Source organism: uncultured Campylobacter sp. (assembly GCF_937973075.1).
GTDB lineage: Bacteria > Campylobacterota > Campylobacteria > Campylobacterales > Campylobacteraceae > Campylobacter_B.
Genome location: NZ_CALBWL010000006.1, coordinates 1 through 16,509 on the forward strand (window position 1 = coordinate 1; position 16,509 = coordinate 16,509).

General features: G+C 48.8%; 18 protein-coding genes. 3 read left to right on the forward strand and 15 right to left on the reverse strand.

What is annotated here, in order from left to right:
- Window positions 1-111: 111 nt before the first annotated feature.
- The 7 genes from Q0274_RS00355 to Q0274_RS00385 form a co-directional block, all read right to left on the reverse strand.
- A complete protein-coding gene (locus tag Q0274_RS00355; RefSeq protein ID WP_298026531.1) occupies window positions 112-1,173 on the reverse strand; it encodes a polysaccharide pyruvyl transferase family protein in 1,062 nt (353 codons plus the stop codon).
- Window positions 1,170-2,792 (reverse strand): Coenzyme F420 hydrogenase/dehydrogenase, beta subunit C-terminal domain, encoded by a 1,623-nt coding sequence (locus Q0274_RS00360; protein ID WP_298026533.1) that lies wholly within the window; start codon window positions 2,790-2,792, stop codon window positions 1,170-1,172. The genes Q0274_RS00355 and Q0274_RS00360 overlap by 4 nt, the downstream gene beginning before the upstream one ends.
- Window positions 2,789-4,327, reverse strand: a complete 1,539-nt coding sequence (locus Q0274_RS00365; RefSeq protein ID WP_298026535.1) for an oligosaccharide flippase family protein — start codon at window positions 4,325-4,327, stop codon at window positions 2,789-2,791. The genes Q0274_RS00360 and Q0274_RS00365 overlap by 4 nt, the downstream gene beginning before the upstream one ends.
- Window positions 4,328-4,408: 81 nt before the next feature.
- Window positions 4,409-5,398 carry a UDP-glucose 4-epimerase GalE gene (gene galE, locus Q0274_RS00370; RefSeq protein ID WP_298026537.1) on the reverse strand — a complete coding sequence of 330 codons (990 nt, stop codon included), beginning with the start codon at window positions 5,396-5,398 and terminating at the stop codon, window positions 4,409-4,411.
- Between the two features lie 52 nt (window positions 5,399-5,450).
- Complete coding sequence (locus Q0274_RS00375) at window positions 5,451-6,305, reverse strand: DNA ligase (RefSeq protein ID WP_298026539.1); 855 nt, start codon at window positions 6,303-6,305, stop codon at window positions 5,451-5,453.
- Window positions 6,295-7,659, reverse strand: coding sequence for a 3'-5' exonuclease (locus tag Q0274_RS00380; protein WP_298026540.1), 1,365 nt, complete (start codon window positions 7,657-7,659; stop codon window positions 6,295-6,297). Before Q0274_RS00380 ends, Q0274_RS00375 begins: the two co-directional genes overlap by 11 nt.
- 256 nt (window positions 7,660-7,915) lie before the next feature.
- A complete protein-coding gene (locus Q0274_RS00385) occupies window positions 7,916-8,143 on the reverse strand; it encodes a hypothetical protein (protein ID WP_298026542.1) in 228 nt (75 codons plus the stop codon).
- A gap of 53 nt (window positions 8,144-8,196) precedes the next feature.
- Here Q0274_RS00385 and Q0274_RS00390 point away from each other — a divergent pair, with 53 nt between their 5' ends.
- Window positions 8,197-8,322 carry a hypothetical protein gene (locus Q0274_RS00390; RefSeq protein ID WP_298026543.1) on the forward strand — a complete coding sequence of 42 codons (126 nt, stop codon included), beginning with the start codon at window positions 8,197-8,199 and terminating at the stop codon, window positions 8,320-8,322.
- A 53-nt stretch (window positions 8,323-8,375) separates the two neighbouring features.
- On the opposite strand, the gene fabI is transcribed toward Q0274_RS00390, so the two are convergent.
- The 4 genes from fabI to gap all read right to left on the reverse strand — a co-directional run bounded on the left by fabI (window position 8,376) and on the right by gap (window position 12,423).
- On the reverse strand, window positions 8,376-9,203 hold the full coding sequence (gene fabI / locus Q0274_RS00395; protein WP_298026546.1) for an enoyl-ACP reductase FabI: 828 nt from the start codon (window positions 9,201-9,203) through the stop codon (window positions 8,376-8,378).
- A 292-nt stretch (window positions 9,204-9,495) separates the two neighbouring features.
- Window positions 9,496-10,209 (reverse strand): triose-phosphate isomerase, encoded by a 714-nt coding sequence (locus tag Q0274_RS00400; protein WP_298026548.1) that lies wholly within the window; start codon window positions 10,207-10,209, stop codon window positions 9,496-9,498.
- A complete protein-coding gene (gene pgk / locus Q0274_RS00405; protein ID WP_298026551.1) occupies window positions 10,206-11,417 on the reverse strand; it encodes a phosphoglycerate kinase in 1,212 nt (403 codons plus the stop codon). The genes Q0274_RS00400 and pgk overlap by 4 nt, the downstream gene beginning before the upstream one ends.
- Before the next feature lies 1 nt (window position 11,418).
- Window positions 11,419-12,423, reverse strand: a complete 1,005-nt coding sequence (gene gap, locus Q0274_RS00410) for a type I glyceraldehyde-3-phosphate dehydrogenase (protein ID WP_298026554.1) — start codon at window positions 12,421-12,423, stop codon at window positions 11,419-11,421.
- A 137-nt stretch (window positions 12,424-12,560) separates the two neighbouring features.
- On the opposite strand from gap, the gene Q0274_RS00415 reads away from it, so the two are divergent.
- Window positions 12,561-12,938, forward strand: coding sequence for a hypothetical protein (locus tag Q0274_RS00415; protein ID WP_298026556.1), 378 nt, complete (start codon window positions 12,561-12,563; stop codon window positions 12,936-12,938).
- A gap of 379 nt (window positions 12,939-13,317) precedes the next feature.
- Window positions 13,318-13,761, forward strand: coding sequence for a hypothetical protein (locus tag Q0274_RS00420; RefSeq protein WP_298026559.1), 444 nt, complete (start codon window positions 13,318-13,320; stop codon window positions 13,759-13,761).
- Window positions 13,762-13,857: 96 nt separating this feature from the next.
- Here Q0274_RS00420 and Q0274_RS00425 read toward each other — a convergent pair whose 3' ends face one another.
- The 4 genes from Q0274_RS00425 to Q0274_RS00440 all read right to left on the reverse strand — a co-directional run bounded on the left by Q0274_RS00425 (window position 13,858) and on the right by Q0274_RS00440 (window position 16,504).
- The gene (locus Q0274_RS00425) at window positions 13,858-14,139 is read right to left on the reverse strand and encodes a barstar family protein (RefSeq protein WP_291938033.1); all 282 of its coding nucleotides are present in this window, start codon (window positions 14,137-14,139) and stop codon (window positions 13,858-13,860) included.
- Window positions 14,136-14,879: a ribonuclease domain-containing protein gene (locus tag Q0274_RS00430; RefSeq protein WP_298026562.1), complete on the reverse strand. Its 744-nt coding sequence runs from the start codon at window positions 14,877-14,879 to the stop codon at window positions 14,136-14,138. The genes Q0274_RS00425 and Q0274_RS00430 overlap by 4 nt, the downstream gene beginning before the upstream one ends.
- A gap of 2 nt (window positions 14,880-14,881) precedes the next feature.
- Entirely contained in the window at window positions 14,882-15,445 is a 564-nt protein-coding gene (locus Q0274_RS00435) for a DedA family protein (protein WP_291938037.1), read from the reverse strand.
- A gap of 477 nt (window positions 15,446-15,922) precedes the next feature.
- Window positions 15,923-16,504 carry a lipid-binding SYLF domain-containing protein gene (locus Q0274_RS00440; protein ID WP_291938039.1) on the reverse strand — a complete coding sequence of 194 codons (582 nt, stop codon included), beginning with the start codon at window positions 16,502-16,504 and terminating at the stop codon, window positions 15,923-15,925.
- Between the last annotated feature and the right edge of the window lie 5 nt (window positions 16,505-16,509).

The window sequence follows — 16,509 nt, forward strand, 5'->3', positions numbered from 1 at the left end:
AATTTTATCACGCAGACTTCATTCTCGCGGCAGAAAAAATTTGCCAGCACGCTTAGCACGCGCTCGGCACCGCCCTTGCCTAAAGCAGAAATTACCATAGCTATTTTCATTTTATGAGCCTAAACTTATTTTTAAAAATTTCATCGAGTCCTCTCTTTTACGGCGCAACGCCTCATTTACGCCATCCCAATCGATAGTAGCGTTAAAGCGCGCGTCTTTGGGATCTTGCAAAGCCCTATCTTCAAGCCCAAAGGAGTCCAAAAGCGAGCTAAAGCGCGACGCACCGCGACTAGCGTTAACGAGCACAAAAAACGGCTTATTAAAGATTATGGAAAATACGCAGCCGTGAAATGAATCGGTTAGTACAAACTCCGCGCCCGCAATAGCGCTCAGCCATGCTTTTATGCCGATGCGGTTACCGCGGTCGTTTACCTCATCTATCTCTAGGCCGCTTTGCTTCTTTAATAGCTCTATCGCCGCTTCTGAGCGAGGCGATGGATCTAGGATATAGGCAAAACCCTTGCGCTGCGGCACATGGCTTAAAAATTTATCGTAAATCTCTTTGTTAGCCAAAAGCGTAGGATCTAGCACCCAGCTCGCATCTACGCCAAAGCATTCGCGCGCAAGCCTTACGCCGTCGCGCTCGCGCACCGAAATAGCTTTAAATTTAGCCAAATTTGCAGCGTGAGCTTTTAAATCCGCGGGGTTTTTAAGTCCACAAAGCCTATCTCCGCCGAAGCTTGCAGCATAGGCGATCCGCGTGCAGTTAGGCGGCAAAAATCCAAGGCTAAAGCAATCTGCAAAATCCGCAAAATAGCTAGGGCGAAAAACTTGATCGCTTCCTAAAATTACCGCTTCAAAGCGCTCTTTCTCGCACAGCGCTTTTAAATCCGCAGGCGTGCAAACAGGCGCGGTTAAAGGGATATTTTCCGATACAAACTCGCTAGTATCGCGCTCGTAAGAGGGATTAAATTTCGCGCCGCAAAGCTCCTTTTTTAGCGTGCGCGCCACTAAAAATTTAATATACGCAATCGATAGTTTACTTCTTTGCAGGCGTAAGTTTATGAGCCACGACTCATGCCCTAGCCCCACTAGCACGCGGCTTAGCGCGTAAGCTTGTAAAATTCCGCCGTAATTATTTACTAGCGGCAGGGTAAAAATCCCGATCTTCATGCAAACTTCCTATAAATTTTATATGCCGCGATCTTTGGTAGCGCCAAAAGCGCTAGCACTTTATTTGCGGCGGCAATTTTTTTAAGCCTAGCAGCGATGAAATCATCACAATCAAAATGCGTAGCGCTATATCGCTGGATCTGAAGCTTCTGGCGCAAGATGTAACGCTTAAGCGGGTTTTTCGCGCCATAGAAAATTTCGTTTTTGCACTCCACCTGGCTTTGCTGCGAGCGCTGCACCTCTGCTGCGGATATCCGCTCGCAAAAAATCGCTTCGCGTGCCTGCTTCGTAGGCTGCGAAAACAGCGCGTCAATCTGAGCTGCGCGCGTAATTACGAGCGACGTGCCGCGCCACTCGCTTATTTCGCTTTGCAGCCACGCATCCATCAGCACGACGTCGGCACATTTGGCAAAAACGTCGGTGCAGGCGTTGCACGCAAGAGGCGTAAAAGCGCGCGAGCTCCAGTATGCAAAGGCGCTGCTACTGCGATCGTCTATCGCCTCGCTGCCGTCTGTAGCACGAAATTTAAAGCCAAAGCTCATCGCACTTTTGCCCGCGATTTTATATCTGTAATTAACTGCCGCGAGCTGCTTACGCTCTTTAAACGCAAGATCTGCCAGCTTATGCGTGAAACCAACACCCTTGCCCTGTCCGCAAACTAGCCCGACAATAAAGCTTATGCGGGATTTAAGGCGCGGATTTTTGCTCGCAGCAAGCCTTAAAGCCTTAGCAAAGCACGGCAGCGCGCTGATCGCGTATCTGCCCTCGCGGCGCGACATCTCCTTTAGCACTGCTTCAAGCGTGAGCGGATAGTAAGCGGACGAGCGCGCGCGAGTAAGCTCATCAGCATTTTTTATCACGCTAAATTTAAATAGCGGCACGGAATTTTCGCCCGCATAATTTCGCGTATTTTTGGAATTCTCGCAGGCAAAATTCTGCGTTGATACGGAATTTTTACAAGAAGCTTTAGAATTCTGCGTGGAATTTTCATTTATAAAATTCTGCATGGAATTCTGCGTAAAATTTTCGCAAAAGGAATTTTGCGCACTCGTGAAATTTATAGAATCATCGTCCGCCAAATTCTGCGTTAAATTCGGAATTGCGGAATTCTGCTCGGAATTTTTGGTTGCGGAATTTTGCAAATTCTGCGCCATCGCTAAATTTTCGCAGGCAGAAAAACCGCACTTGTGATTTTGGTCTATAAAATCCCCTTCGTCCGCGGGCACGGCACAAATCGCGTAATCAATGAGCCCGCGCGCAAAAAGCTCGCGAAAAATATAATCTCCCGCACCGCCGCTTGCACTGCTTAGGCGCTGCGCTTCATCTTTTTTGTAGAATTTGTAAGTGGCTAAAAACCTGCCAAAATCTGGGCTAAAGCCTTCCAGCTCTGCGTATGATTTAGAATTTAGCTCGTTTTCAAGCGCGTCTTTTTCGTAAAACGGGCAGACTTTTAGACAAATATCGCATTTGTCGCGACACCCTTCGCCCTCCTCGGGCGCGTAAAATCCATTGCCTCCAAGCCGCATTTTTAGCACGCTAAAAGGGCAGCTGCTCGCGCAAACGCCGCAGCCGATACAGCGGTTTTTCGTAACCACTTCGCTAATTACATTGAAGCTCAAGCCCGCCTCCTTATCTTAGCTGTAATGCCACCAAAAATCGCGCGCTCGTAGTCATTCATCGCCCAAAAATACGCGCTTAGCACAAACATAGCCGAATAAAGCCCGCCACAAATTAGCAAAAAGCTTACTCCGTGCAAGCCTAATGCGTAATTTATCACTAGGCTTACTGCAATTGCAGGAGCAAATTTTACTACCATCGCGCCGATATTTCGCCAGAATCTAGCGATGTCAAGTCCGATTACACGAGCATAGTAGATATTCATCACGCAGATATTTAGCGAGGTGATCGCAAAAGCCGTGCCGCACGCAGCGCCCACGCCACCGTAAGCCTTAGCTAGCGGGATAGAAATAGCGATATTTACGAGCGTAACGCAAAACGCGGCGATTGAGCGAAATTTGACTTTGTTTTTTGCCTGAAGCACGGCTAGGCCTAAATTTTGAATCAACGGCACGCTTACTGGAAGCACCAAAATAAGCGCGATTGCGTATGAAATTTCATAATTTGCGCCAGCCCATAGCACGATAAACTCTCGCCCGAAAATCACCAAAAGCGACGCGATAAAAAATATCACGTAAAATTGCAGCCTGCCTATTTTGATAAATTCCGCGCTAAGCTCGGAATCGGTGGAGTTTGCAGAGACCATTTTGGCGATTTTAGGAAGCATTACGCCGCTAATGGTGAGCGAAAGCGTGACGAAAGTGGCATTTATCGTGCTTGCTACGGCATACGTGGAAACCGCCGTAGCGCCTGCTACAGCACCTAAGATAAAATTATCGACATTCCAGTTTACTTGATCGACTACGATACCTAAAAATATAAAAAACGAGTAGCCAAAAATTTGCTTAAGCGTGGGGGCGTCGAAATTTCGCACGCTTATCACGGGCGAGACTTTGCGCTTGCAGTAGATGAAATCTGCCGCGACGCAGATTAAATTTACCGCCGTAGCGATGATTACGATCGCGATAGCCTTATAGCCCAAAAGCAGCGCAGGTACCGCAGCTAGCGGCAGAGCGATCGTGCGAAAGATCCCAATTAGCTTGATAAATACGAAATTCTCATGCGCCGTAAGGATCGACGAATAGATGCTAAAAGGAAAGCTAATCGCTAAATTTGCAGTTAGCAGCATTAGCATAATGCGAATTTCGCCCATCTCGCTAGTGCTTAGCTTAGCGCCAAAAATCGCGTGCAGATTGGCTAGCAGCGCAGCTCCTGCAAGCACGATCACCGCGCTCATTACCAAATACACGCTAAAAATCGTGCCGTGCAGTTTATGCGTGCGCTCCACTTCGCCACTTGAGGCATATTTGGCGGTATAGACCGTCACAGCGTTGCCAAAGCCTAAATCCAAAATCGCCAAATAGCCAATAACGCTGCTTGATAAAGAATATAGCCCAAACTCGCTCTGCCCCAGCGCCCGCAGGAAAAACGGCGTATAAACCAAAGTAAGTATCGTAGAAACAAAGATATTCACATACGATAGCACGACGCCGAGCTTACGCTGCGCGGCTTCGGGGGCGTTTAGAATTTTAAGCAAACAAGGCTTCCTTTTGCTCGCCGCTATTAAACGCGGCGGAGTAAAATTTTAAAATTTCAAATCGCACTTTCACGCTAGAACCTAGAGCTTCTTTTCCCAATTAAGCGCGCTTAGGATGATCTCATCCAGGCTCTCGTGCTCGGGCCGCCAAGAGGTTTTGGTGCGAATTTTATCCGCGTTTGAGATGAGGCAGGCAGGATCGCCCGCTCTGCGCGGAGCGATCTGCACTTTAAAATCCACGCCGCTTACTTTTTTAGCTTCATTAACGACCTCTTTTACACTAAAGCCCGTGCCGTAGCCTACGTTAAAGACCGCGCTGTCGTTACTTTGCAGATAATCAAGTACCGCCAGATGCGCGCTTGCGAGATCCTCTACATGGATGTAGTCGCGTATGCAGGTGCCGTCCTTGGTATCGTAATCATCGCCGAAAATGCTCATCTTATCGCGCTTGCCGACGATCGTTTGAGTCGCCACCTTAATTAGATGCGTCGCGTTCGGGTAGTTCTGCCCGATCGTGCCGTCGCTTGCCGCACCCGCAACGTTGAAGTAGCGCAAAATTCCATATTTAAAATTCGGATTTGCCGCCGCCGCGTCTTTTAGCACCCACTCGACCATCAGCTTGCTTCTGCCGTACGGATTGATCGGATTTTGCGGAGTTTCCTCGCTTACTTGCGGGATGTCCGGCTCGCCGTAGGTCGCCGCAGTGGAGCTAAAGATAAAGTCTTTTACGCCGTATTTGTTCGCAAGCGCGATTAAATTCATCGCATTGGCGGTGTTGTTTAGATAGTATTTTAGCGGATTTTGCGTGCTTTCAAAAACCTCAATAAACGCCGCGAAGTGAATGATCGCATCAAACTTCTCGCGCTTAAAAAGCTTCTCGATTGCGGGGGTATTTTCTAGGCTCTCTTGCACGAACTCAAACTCGCCTATCTTGCGAAGCGCCTCGATCGCTCGCATCGAGCCCTTGCAAAGATTATCCAGTATGACGACGTCGTGGCGGTTCGCTTCTAAAAGCGCCTTTGCGACGTGGCTACCGATGTATCCCGCGCCGCCTGTAATTAAAATTTTCATCCATCCTCCTTCGGATCAAATTTATCAAAATACGCGATTATAGCCCCTTAGATTAAATCGCTGGTCGCACGCGTAAAAATACGGGGAAGCGCGGCTTTTTCTCGCGGGTTAGGTTTTGGTATTGATAGGTGATGATCGTGCCTACTTTAGGCGGATTTGCCCGCATCTCGTCGCTAAAGCCAGTGCCTACTTTAAATTTCGCTCCGCTACGTAGATCCACGCAGCTTAAAGATCCCATCTTGCCCTCGTTTTTGCCGTAGCCGGGGTTGATTTTTACGACCTTGCAATCGCTATCGTGCGTCTTTTTGTATTTTAAAATTTTATCGCTGCGGCCGCTTTCATAAAGCGCGTTTGGATCGCGCAGCACGACCCCCTCGCCGCCAGCGGCGATGACGCGATCAAAATACGCCTGCACGTCGGCGTGCGTACTTACCGGAGTTTGCTGCACGATGAGTAAATTTTGCGCGCCGCTTGAGGCGATAAAATTTCTTAAAATTTCCATCTTCGCGCTTAGGTTTTTCTGCTCTTTCGGCAGATCAAACGCGTAAAATTTCACCCTGCTCCAGCGCTCATCGGGCACGCTAGAAGAGACGATCGAGACGAGCTGCTCAAACTCCCCGCGCGCCGTATATAGCTCGCCGTCGACGAAAAACGGCGGAAAACCCGCGCTCCAGCCCTCGGGAGCGTTTATGATCTTACCTCGTCTGGAGCGCAGATTTTTGCCGTCCCAGATCGCGCGCACGCCGTCTAGCTTTTCGCTGATCACCCAGCCCGTGATATTCATGCCGGGGACGTACTCTTTAAGCAGCATCGGTTTAAATTTAACCTCGTCCGCGACCGCGCCGCAAACCAAAAATAGCGCACCCAAAACCACGCCTTTTAAAATTTTAAAAATTTCACTTCGCATATGCCGCCAGCTCCCTTTCTATAAAGTCGCAAAAAACGGGCGTATAGCTCATGCCCGCGCACTCTTTTTGCAAAAATTCGCCCATCACCGCGATGTAATTCAGATAGTCGTCCTTGGTGATCTTACCGCGCAAAAGCTCGTATTTCAAAAACAGCCAGTAGGTGTTGAGCACGTCGGATCTGCAGTACTCGTCGATCTTAGCCTGCTCGCCGCCGTAATACAGCTGCAGAACCTGATCACCGTGCACGTCGTATTTGCCGGGAAGGCCCACGCTAGCGCAGATATGATCGAGCTTGAGCCCGCGCACGGCGCCAAAATCGCTGATGTGATCGAGCAAGTCCAGATGGAACCGCCCATCGTAGCGGCTGCGATAGTTCTCCCATTTGCTCTTGTTGTTATCGCGATCGTTCGTCTCAAAATACGCCGCGGCGCTTAGATCGTAGCACATCGCGCGCGCCATAATCATCGGCAGATCGAACCCGCGCCCGTTGAAGCTCACGAGCCGCGGATTAAAATCCTCGATGAAGGCTAGGAATTTTGCGATTTTATCGCGCTCGTTCTCGCCATCAAGCGTCGAGACGCGCAAAAATCTGCCGAATCCGTCCGCCATCACGGCGCTAATGCTAACGACGCGATGGAAGCAGACGGGCAGGAATTCGCTGCCGGTTTTTTCTTTGAAAATCTCCATCGCCCTAAGCGAGAGCAATTTGTGGTTTAAAATTTTGCTTTTATCCGCGTTAAAGATCGGCTGCTCGCCGTAAATTTTAAAATTTAGCGCGTTTAACGCGAGATCTTGCGCGGAATTTAAAGCGAGATTTTCGCTCTTTGAGCTTTGGGATACGGAGCTTTGTAGCGTAGAGCTTTCCACTGCAAAATTCTGAGGCGCAGGGCTTCGGAGCGCGGAATTTTCCGTCGCGGAGCTCTGTGCTGCGGAACTTTGAGGCGCAGTATCATCGTAGGTTAAATTTAGCGACGCGGAATTTTTGGGCGCAGTATTTTGCGATATGGAATTTTCGCTCGTAAAATTTCCCTGCGCGGGGTTTTCAGCGGAATTTTCACTCGCAAAGCTTTGAAGCACAGCGTCTTGCTGCGTAAAGCTTTGCAGTGCAGAATTTTGCTCGGAATTTTCAATTTTAGAATTCTGTCCCGCCGAATTTACAGCAAAATTTAAAGACGCACTTTGCTTCTCGCCGCCGATCTTTTGCGAGAGCTGCGCGTCAAGAAGCTTTGCGAAGCTTTTTTTATCGAAAGGCTCAAAGCAACCCGCGATCGCATCCTCATCCAGCACCCGCACCAGCGCCGCTACGTCGGGGATCGTCTCGCAGTCGAATACGCAGATATAATCCTTTTTCATTAAGCTCCTTTATAGCGGATTTTACCGCTTTTTTCAAAAACGGCACTGAAATAATCCTCTATCTCCATGCCGTTTTTAGGTATGTTCGCTAGACCTAGCTCCTCGCTCATCCAAGGTTCTCATCGCCGCTTTCAATCTTAAAATTTTACGCTACCGTATTTTTGCAGCAAAAGTAGCGTATGCGGAGGCGCGGCAAATTTCGCTACTGCTCGCCGCGACGCAATTACCGCGCGCAAAAGCGTGCCGATCGTTAAATTTATCTTTCGATCAAGCGCTTGATACCCGGCAAAAGCTCGTCAGGCGCTTCGGAAATCCTGCTTCGCAGCACGCTAAAATCGCCGCAGTAATCGCCCAGAAGTTGCAAAATATCGTCTCTGATGGCTTGCGAGCGCTCGCTCAGAAGCAGCTCCTGCAAAAGGGCGAAAATTTCGCTCTCATGCGCCAGCGTGCAGCCGTAGCAGGGATCAAGGTAAAACCAGGGCACAACAGAAGCGAGGCTTTCTCGGCCTCGTCATCACCTCGCAAAACGGCGGGTCTATGGCGGCGTTTTGCAGTTTCATTGCAAATTTATTTATCAGACGCGCAGTACCGAGCCAAAGTCCGCAAGTCGCGTCGCCCGGCTACGGCTTTTACCGCATCGCAAGGCAAAACGCGCCGCTATAAACGACATCCGCTATACCTAGCCGTCGGATCGGCCCGATCGCCCTTTGCGCCGTTTATTCGGCCTTGCCTGCATCCCACGCAAGGATCGTCTTACCATCGGCGTCGGTAGCCACGTCGCCCATGCCCATGACGTTGTAGCCGCAGTCGACGTAGTGCACCTCGCCGGTCACGCCGCTAGCTAGGTCGCTAAGCAGATACATCGCGCTTTTGCCGACGTCTTGCGTCGTGACGTTGCGCTTGAGCGGCGCGTTGATCTCGTTGTAGCGTAAAATCATCCTAAAATCGCCGATTCCGCTTGCGGCAAGCGTTTTGATCGGGCCAGCGCTGATAGCGTTTACGCGGATACCGCGCGCGCCAAGATCGTGAGCGAGATAGCGCACGGAGCTTTCAAGAGCCGCTTTTGCAACGCCCATAACGTTGTAGTGAGGCACGAATTTCGGCCCTCCGAGGTAGGTTAGCGTGAGAACAGAGCCGCCCTCTTTTAGCACCGGTAGCACCGCGCGCGTGAGGCTTAGTAGCGAATACACGCTCGTGCCCATCGCGATGTCAAAGGCTTCTTTTGTGGTGTTTACAAACTCGCCCTCTAGTGCTTCTTTTGGCGCATAGGCCACGGCATGCACGACGAAATCTATCTCGCCAAGGTCTGCTTTGATACGATCCGCAAGACCGTCAAGGTGAGCAGGATTGTTTACGTCGAGCTCATAGACGAATTTGCTCCCAAACTCCTCAGCGATCGGCTCTACGCGTTTTTTCAGAGCGTCGTTTAGGTAGGTAAACGCCATCTGCGCACCTTGCTCGTGGCAAGCTTCGGCGATGCCGTAAGCGATGGATTTGGCGTTAGCGACGCCGACGATGAGGCCCTTTTTACCTTTTAAAATCATTATTTCTCCTTTAAAATTTGCTTGGCTTTTAAGCGTCTTTGAATGAGTTTTGATTTTGCTCCCTGCGACAGGCTACATGCCTAGTCTTGGTCGCAAAATCTGCAACAACATTCAAATCCATCTTAAAGTCCTTCGCAATTTGACTTAAAATTCTACAAATTAAAATTCGCAAAATCTCGCGAAACGCCAAATTTTAAACGCAATTCGATAGCGGCAGTATCGCGAAGCTAGACTAGGCGACTTAAAATTTTGCGACGGGAGTTACTCTATTACGTAATGACCGAGCAAAATTTTAAGGCAACGAAGTATAGCGATGCGAGACAACGCGTATAAGTTCCAAAAAGCTAGAGGCGTCCCAGCTCGCCGTCCCCACTAACACCCCATCGCAGTTTTCAATACCCACAATCCCGCCGATATTTGCGGCGTTTACACTGCCGCCGTAAAGTAGCGGCGCGGGGCTTTTAGCGCGCAAGAAATTTAGCATTCTTTCGATCTGCTCACACTGCGCGCTTCTGCCCGTGCCGATCGCCCAGACGGGCTCGTAGGCTAATACTAAGCTCGGATATTTCAGATTGATACCCTCAAGCTGTGTCGCTACAAACTCCTCGCTGCGATCTTGCGCAAATGCCGCCTCATCCTCGCCGACGCAAAAAACGATGCGCCAGCCCTGCGCTGCGGCAAAACTGAATTTCTCTCTTATCAGCTCCGCGCTCTCACCCAAAATAGCGCGCCGCTCACTATGTCCGATAAGAACGGTTTTGATGTCAAATTCCGCCAGCATATCGCCGCCGATCTCGCCCGTAAAGCTACCGTACGCGGCAGGATAGAAATTTTGCGCGCCTTGAGTAAAATTTTTCACCCTCGCGCAAAATGCGCTAGCAGGAGGAAAAACCAAAATTTCATTCTCGCGCGAAATTCCGCCCGCTAAGCCTTCATCTAAAGCTTTAGCGTACTGCTCAAAACTAGCGCGAGTATGGTTGCATTTAAGATTCGCTGCTAATATCATCGCAGCTCCGTTTTAGCAGTAAGCACTCGCACGCCCGGCAGCTCCTTGCCTTCGATGAGTTCTAAGCTCGCGCCGCCTCCGGTAGAAATAAAAGTCATATCATCGGCGTTGCCCGCGCGTTCGACGACATCTGCGGTATCGCCGCCGCCCACTACGGTCGTGGCGTCACTATCTGCGATCGCGTGCGATATATGCAGGCTGCCGCGAGCGAATTTATCGATCTCAAAAACCCCCATCGGTCCGTTCCACCAGATCGTTTGTGCATCGTCTAGGGCTTCTTTAAAAAGCGCTACGGTTGCAGGTCCGATATCTAGCCCCATCCAATCGCTTGGAATTTCTTGAACGGTAACCTTTTTTGTAACGGCATCTTGCGAGCATTGCGGAGCTGCGACGGCATCGACGGGGATATAAATTTTAACCCCAAGCTCGCGAGCATTGCGGAGAATATTTTTTGCTTCCTCGATTAGATCCTCTTCGAGCAAAGATTTGCCGATGTCATATCCGACGGCTTTTAAAAACGTAAACGCCATGCCGCCTCCGATGATGAGCTTATCGACTTTAGGAAGTAAATTTTTAAGCGCCTGAAGCTTGCCGCTTACTTTGCTGCCGCCCGTTACGGCTACGAAAGGACGCGCAGGATCTTTAATAAGGTCTTTAGCAAATTTTATCTCTTTTAGCAGCAAAAATCCCGCCGCTTTGTGTGCCTCATCGTAGAATTTCGTAATCGCCTCTACCGAAGCATGCGCGCGGTGGCATACGCCAAAAGCATCGTTGATATAAAATTCCGCATAGCTTGCGAGCCTCTTAGCTAATGCTTCGTCGTTTTTGCTCTCACCCTTTTCAAAGCGCAGATTATCCAGCAGAAGCACTTCGCCCTTTTTAAGCGAATTTACCGCAGCTTCTGCCTCCTCGCCCGCGACATCGGAGACAAATTTTATCTCGCGCTCTAAAAGCCTAGATAGCCTCTTTACCACAGGCTTTAGGCTAAGTCTTTCTTCGTATCCGTTTTTTGGGCGCCCTAAATGACTGGCTAAAATTACCGCGCAGCCCTCGTCTAAGCAATATTTAATAGTAGGGATAGACGAACGGATGCGGCGATCGTCCGTAATATTGCAAAACTCATCCATCGGCACGTTAAAATCGCACCTGATAAAAACGCGCGCGCCCTCTTTAAATTTCAAATCTTTAATCGAAAGAATTTCGCCCATCTTATTTCCTTCTTTTTGCCGCATATAGGGCTAAATCGATGAGGCGCTCGCTATATCCCCACTCGTTGTCATACCAGCTCATCACTTTTATCAGATTGCCGTCAATTACCTGCGTGCAGTCGCTAGCTACGATGCTGGAGTATTCTGAAGTACAAAAATCGCTGCTGACGCGACTATCGTCGTCTACGAGCAAAATTCCTTTCATCTCTTTAGAGGCATAGCGGCGGAAAATTTCATTTAGCTCCTCAGCACTCGTCTGCTTGCGCGTTAGCACCGTTAGATCAACCATCGATACGTTAGCCACCGGCACGCGTACAGATTGTCCGTGCATCTTACCGCTTAGCTGTGGAAGTACCTTACTAATCGCTTTTGCCGCGCCCGTCGTGGTCGGAGCGATATTAAGAGCCGCGGCGCGTGAACGGCGAAAATCCTTGGCTTTTACATCGACTAGACTCTGTCCATGTGTATAGGCGTGAATCGTCGTCATCAGACCCTTTTCGATACCAAGCTCATCGTCTAAAATTTTTGCAATCGGAGCCAGGCCGTTAGTGGTGCAGCTAGCGTTTGAGATGACGCGCTGTCCTGCATAAGTGCCCTCATTAACGCCGATTACGAAAGTGGGCGTATCATCCTTGGCAGGCGCGCTCATTACGACTACGCCGATACCGTTATCTATGAACGGCTTACATTTTTCGCTCGTTAAAAACGCACCAGTACATTCAAGCACAGCTTCTGCACCATCACCTGCAAAATCAAGTTCCGCAGGCTCTCTGGTGGAATAGACGCGGATCTTTTTGCCGTCTACGGCTATGCATTCGTCGCTTAGAATTTCTACTTTTTTACGAAACTCGCCGTGAACGGTATCGTATTGAAGCAGGTATCTCGTAAGCTCGCGTTTAGCGGTATCGTTGATCGCCACAAGCTCTACATCGTCCCTGCTTAGCGCAATTCTAGCCGCGCACCTACCGATCCTTCCAAAGCCGTTGATTGCGATTTTTACTGCCATAAGGTTCTCCTTATTTGGGATGTTTTCAGCTGGAATTTTACTAAATTTGGGTTAATCTTTGATTAAATAAAAAGTCGCGAAATCTAGGATTTACTTTTTGGCTATATAATTCGCGAACTTTTTTTAAAGGAGAAAAAATGAGAAGAATTGTATTCTCGTCATTAGCGGCAATCGCGATTTTAAGCGGATGCAACCAACCTAAGGCCAATACGGCTCCGCAGCAAAAGCAAGAGTCTGTAGCGCACACGATCGTATTTCTACTCGGAGAGACCGGAGATAAGCGCATCAGCCTTAGCTCGAACGATATGTTCGCAACGGGCGTGTTAACCGACGAAAAAGGCAAAAAGCATAATCTCAAACGCGCGGCTTCCGCAAGCGGCATAATGCTTACGAACGACGAAGGCATCGAGCTTCTTTTCAAACGCGGAGAGGGAGTGTATACGCCGGGCAAAGGCAAGAAGGATATTCCGGTAACCTACACCGAATATGAGCACAAAAGCGGCGAAATGATGTAGCCGCGGCGGGGTTAAATTTAAACGCCCTAAAAAACGAATTAAATTTAACCCCTCATTTCTAAATTTCGACTTCTTTATCCATAGCAAAATTTAACCCTTGTTTCGATCTCTTTGATCTGTGATGAAATTTAACCTTTTATTTTCGCTTCTTTCATCTACGCAAATTGAACTTTTTTGTGAATTTAAGCTTGCGCTCACCGAAAGCAAGCTCCGCGAGTTCAAAATCATTAAATTTTACGAAATATCCATTTGATCTGCGCTTTATCGGCGAATTTTTGATTTTCAACCGAATTTCACTTCAAATTCGCTAAACTGCGACGAAATTTTAGCAGGCCGGTGCAAATACGGCGCGAAATAGATAATTTAGCGAGATTGCCGCATGGATAGCATTAAATTTTATCCAAACGATTACGAGATGAACGGCGAGGGCCTTACCGAAGTCGTCGTTGCGATAAACGGCGAGCCTCTGCTTGAGCTGATTAGGCGGTGCGAGCAAAGCTTTGCCGCAAAGGACGGGCAAAGCTGCATCGCGGGAGACTACGCCTATTTGAGCCTAATTGATTTTGAGGAGCTATTTTTACGCACGGCGCTTGAGGCTGATTTGGCGCAAGATGAGCGGGACGTAGTGCTACTGGGCTGCCCGTGCGGGATCTGGGACTGCTGGTATCTCGCGCTTAAGATTAAATTTGAAACAGAGACGGTTAAGCTTTACGACTTTACAAACCCGCGCCGCAAAGATTGGCAGTATGGGCTTGAGTTTAAATTTGACCGCGCGAGCTTTGTGAGCGAAATCTCTAAAATCGCCTCTTTTAATAAGCTCTAAAATTCAGTAAATTTTAACGGCACGCTCGAAACTGCGCCGAAACAACCTTTGTCTCGGCAAAATTTAGATTTGAAATGATATGGCTGCCGCGCAAGCTCATAAGATTAAAATTTTCGCCTCGCCGCTGCGCAAAACATCCAGCAAAATATCATAAAATTTACCCAGCCTTAGCTTTAAAATTCCGCCCCTTTTGATGATCACGAAAACCTGTCCGCCTCGCTCGCCAAGCGCGTCGTAGAGCGCGTCTAAATTTGCGACGTATTCTGGCTCGAAATTTAGCGCTGCGGCAAATAGCGCGAAAATTTGATCTTTGCGCCTAATCTTTGCGCCGTCGATGATGATCTTTGCGGCGCTGCGCGTTTTAAAATTTAAGCTCATTGCACGCGCTCGAAGCTTTCGTAATGATCGGCGGTGTAAAAGATCAGTCCGTCGTTTGAAAATATCAGCCGCTTTGCGCCGCGCGGGCCGCCGCGATACTCGATGTCGCATTCGCGCCAAATCCGCCCCTTTTTATCAGGTAGCCTGCGCTCGAAATTGCCGAAACGATCGCCACCTATGCTCTTGCCGCGCGTGTATCGCCACAGATCACCGCCCTGCCAGCCAAGCTCACCGGCCTGCTTTTTCGTGATGAAATTTTGCGGCAAAGAGCCCGTACGGCGGATATGAGCGCTCACGCACTCCTTGCTTATGCAGGGCTCGTCCGCGAGCTGATTTTTAGAATTTGCAGCGGGATTTTGAGATTGCGAAGCTTCATAATCTGCGCTACGCCGCCTGTGGACGTCCGCCTCGTCTTTAGGATTTACGGCGGCGGGCTCGTTTGCTTGCGGATGAGATTTTAAATCTCCTAGGTCTGCTCCGCGCCCTGCTCCGCCGTCTGCGCTTCTTGCACCGCTCTCATCTTTTGCACCGGCGCCGCTTGCGGGATTTTGCGAGCTTGAAATTTTACGATCGGTGCCGCTTTTGATATCTTGCGCGCCGCTTTTACGCGAGGCGGCATCCAGGGTTTTGGAGGTAAAAACCCGCTCATCTTTAGCCGCGGGGCTGCGCGAATTGGAGATGAAATTTAGCGCCAAAAGAAGTGCTGCAAAAATTGCGAGCGGGATCAGCTTTTTTGCCACCACTAGCCTTTTTTGCGGGTCGCGAAGCGAAAATAGAGCACGATCGCCGCTACTATCGCGCCTAGAGCCAGCGGAGCGATCCACGGCGCGTCCTTAATGTGCACATAGAGCTCGCGCACGAAATCGCCCGCGTAGTAGCTCAGTAACCCCACCACAAGCGCCCAAATAAGCGAGCTTACGGCATTGATGACGCTAAATTTTAAAAATGAATATTTTGTGATGCCGATCGCGATCGGTACGAGGGTTTTGAGGCCGTAGATAAATTTTTTAATCAAAATGATGCGGTCGCCGTATTTACGAAACAAAATCTGCGCCAGAGCAAGGTTGCGGCGCTGTTTGCGCAGATAGGGCATGATCTCTTTTTTATTGTAGCGGCTTACTAAAAATAGCCCCGAATCGCCTATGAAGTTCGATATGCAGGCGATTACGATGCATAAGACGATATTGAGCTCGCCGGCAGAGCTTAGCACGCCCGCCGCCGCAAGCGCCAAAAATCCTCCGCCCAGCGAATACAAAAACAGTATCAAATACCCCCACGTATGGAGGTTTGCAAACATCGATTCCATCGAATCCTTTCATTAGATCATATAAAATTCTATAAATTTGACTAAAACAGCTTTAAAATTCAGTGCGAAAATTTCACTATAACGTCCCACGACGCTACTTGATTTCGCTGCGACATTAAATAAAATTCCGCACGGCTGTCGCAAAATACAAAATTTCGCCGCAAAATATCAAGTGAAATTTCAAAATAAAATTTCTAGACATCAAACAAAATCACCGCAAAATTTAACGGTAAAATTTTGCAATTCTAAATTTAATGACAAAATTTCGACTTCTTTAGAATTCAAAGTAACTTGCGAATTACGCAGGATTTACGCGATATCCTCAAATGCCTCCCACCCCGCGAATTGCAATAAAATTGCGCACCTAAGTCTATTATTCTGCAGAAATCACGCGAGCAAAATTCCAAGCTGCTAATAAAACGCCCATAAAGCAAAATTTTTCGCTAAGCTATGCGCCTTAGCATCTTTAGCTAAATTTTACTCATCTGCGCCAATTACTCGCATCAAAAGCGCATAGCCCTCGGTATTTGGATCAAAAGCGCGGTCATTTTTGGTCTCCAGCACCGAACCGCCCAGGCTCACGCCCGCAAACAGCCCGCCTTTATTCGTAAAGACGTACATATCTTGATTTAGCACATCTAAAGAGCCAGAATCGGCGCTGTAGTTACCTGCAACTGCCGTCGCATCGCCCGAAAGCGTGATTTGGGAATTTCGCATTTTTTGGATTACATCGTCATGCATTACGAAAATAACTAGATAATTATCCTCATAGCCTATCTGAAGTCCTACGCTGGCGCTGCTGATCTCAGCACCGCTAACGCTATGCGCGCCGTCGTTATTGTAGATGATGATCCCTTCGCCGTACATTCCGCCTATGATGAAGCCCAGCTTCTTGACGCTCGGAAATATCACTATCGCGCGGGCTTGCTGCGCTAGGTATTTATACTGCGCGTTCGTGCGCATTACCGACGAATAGGCACTCGCGCTATCAATGATGAGCTCATCCTCGGCAAATGCCGCGCTAAAAAGCAAAAATAAAGCGATTATAAATTTTTTCATTTCAC

Excerpts from the sequence above, each read along its gene's own strand:
- Q0274_RS00355 (WP_298026531.1), bottom strand. The coding sequence starts at position 1,173 with ATGAAGATCGGGATTTTTACCCTGCCGCTAGTAAATAATTACGGCGGA.
- galE (WP_298026537.1), bottom strand. The coding sequence starts at position 5,398 with ATGAAAATTTTAATTACAGGCGGCGCGGGATACATCGGTAGCCACGTC.
- Q0274_RS00375 (WP_298026539.1), bottom strand. The coding sequence starts at position 6,305 with ATGCGAAGTGAAATTTTTAAAATTTTAAAAGGCGTGGTTTTGGGTGCG.
- Q0274_RS00380 (WP_298026540.1), bottom strand. The coding sequence starts at position 7,659 with ATGAAAAAGGATTATATCTGCGTATTCGACTGCGAGACGATCCCCGAC.
- Q0274_RS00390 (WP_298026543.1), top strand. The coding sequence starts at position 8,197 with ATGGCGGCGTTTTGCAGTTTCATTGCAAATTTATTTATCAGACGCGCA.
- fabI (WP_298026546.1), bottom strand. The coding sequence starts at position 9,203 with ATGATTTTAAAAGGTAAAAAGGGCCTCATCGTCGGCGTCGCTAACGCC.
- Q0274_RS00400 (WP_298026548.1), bottom strand. The coding sequence starts at position 10,209 with ATGATATTAGCAGCGAATCTTAAATGCAACCATACTCGCGCTAGTTTT.
- pgk (WP_298026551.1), bottom strand. The coding sequence starts at position 11,417 with ATGGGCGAAATTCTTTCGATTAAAGATTTGAAATTTAAAGAGGGCGCG.
- gap (WP_298026554.1), bottom strand. The coding sequence starts at position 12,423 with ATGGCAGTAAAAATCGCAATCAACGGCTTTGGAAGGATCGGTAGGTGC.
- Q0274_RS00415 (WP_298026556.1), top strand. The coding sequence starts at position 12,561 with ATGAGAAGAATTGTATTCTCGTCATTAGCGGCAATCGCGATTTTAAGC.
- Q0274_RS00420 (WP_298026559.1), top strand. The coding sequence starts at position 13,318 with ATGGATAGCATTAAATTTTATCCAAACGATTACGAGATGAACGGCGAG.
- Q0274_RS00425 (WP_291938033.1), bottom strand. The coding sequence starts at position 14,139 with ATGAGCTTAAATTTTAAAACGCGCAGCGCCGCAAAGATCATCATCGAC.
- Q0274_RS00435 (WP_291938037.1), bottom strand. The coding sequence starts at position 15,445 with ATGGAATCGATGTTTGCAAACCTCCATACGTGGGGGTATTTGATACTG.
- Q0274_RS00440 (WP_291938039.1), bottom strand. The coding sequence starts at position 16,504 with ATGAAAAAATTTATAATCGCTTTATTTTTGCTTTTTAGCGCGGCATTT.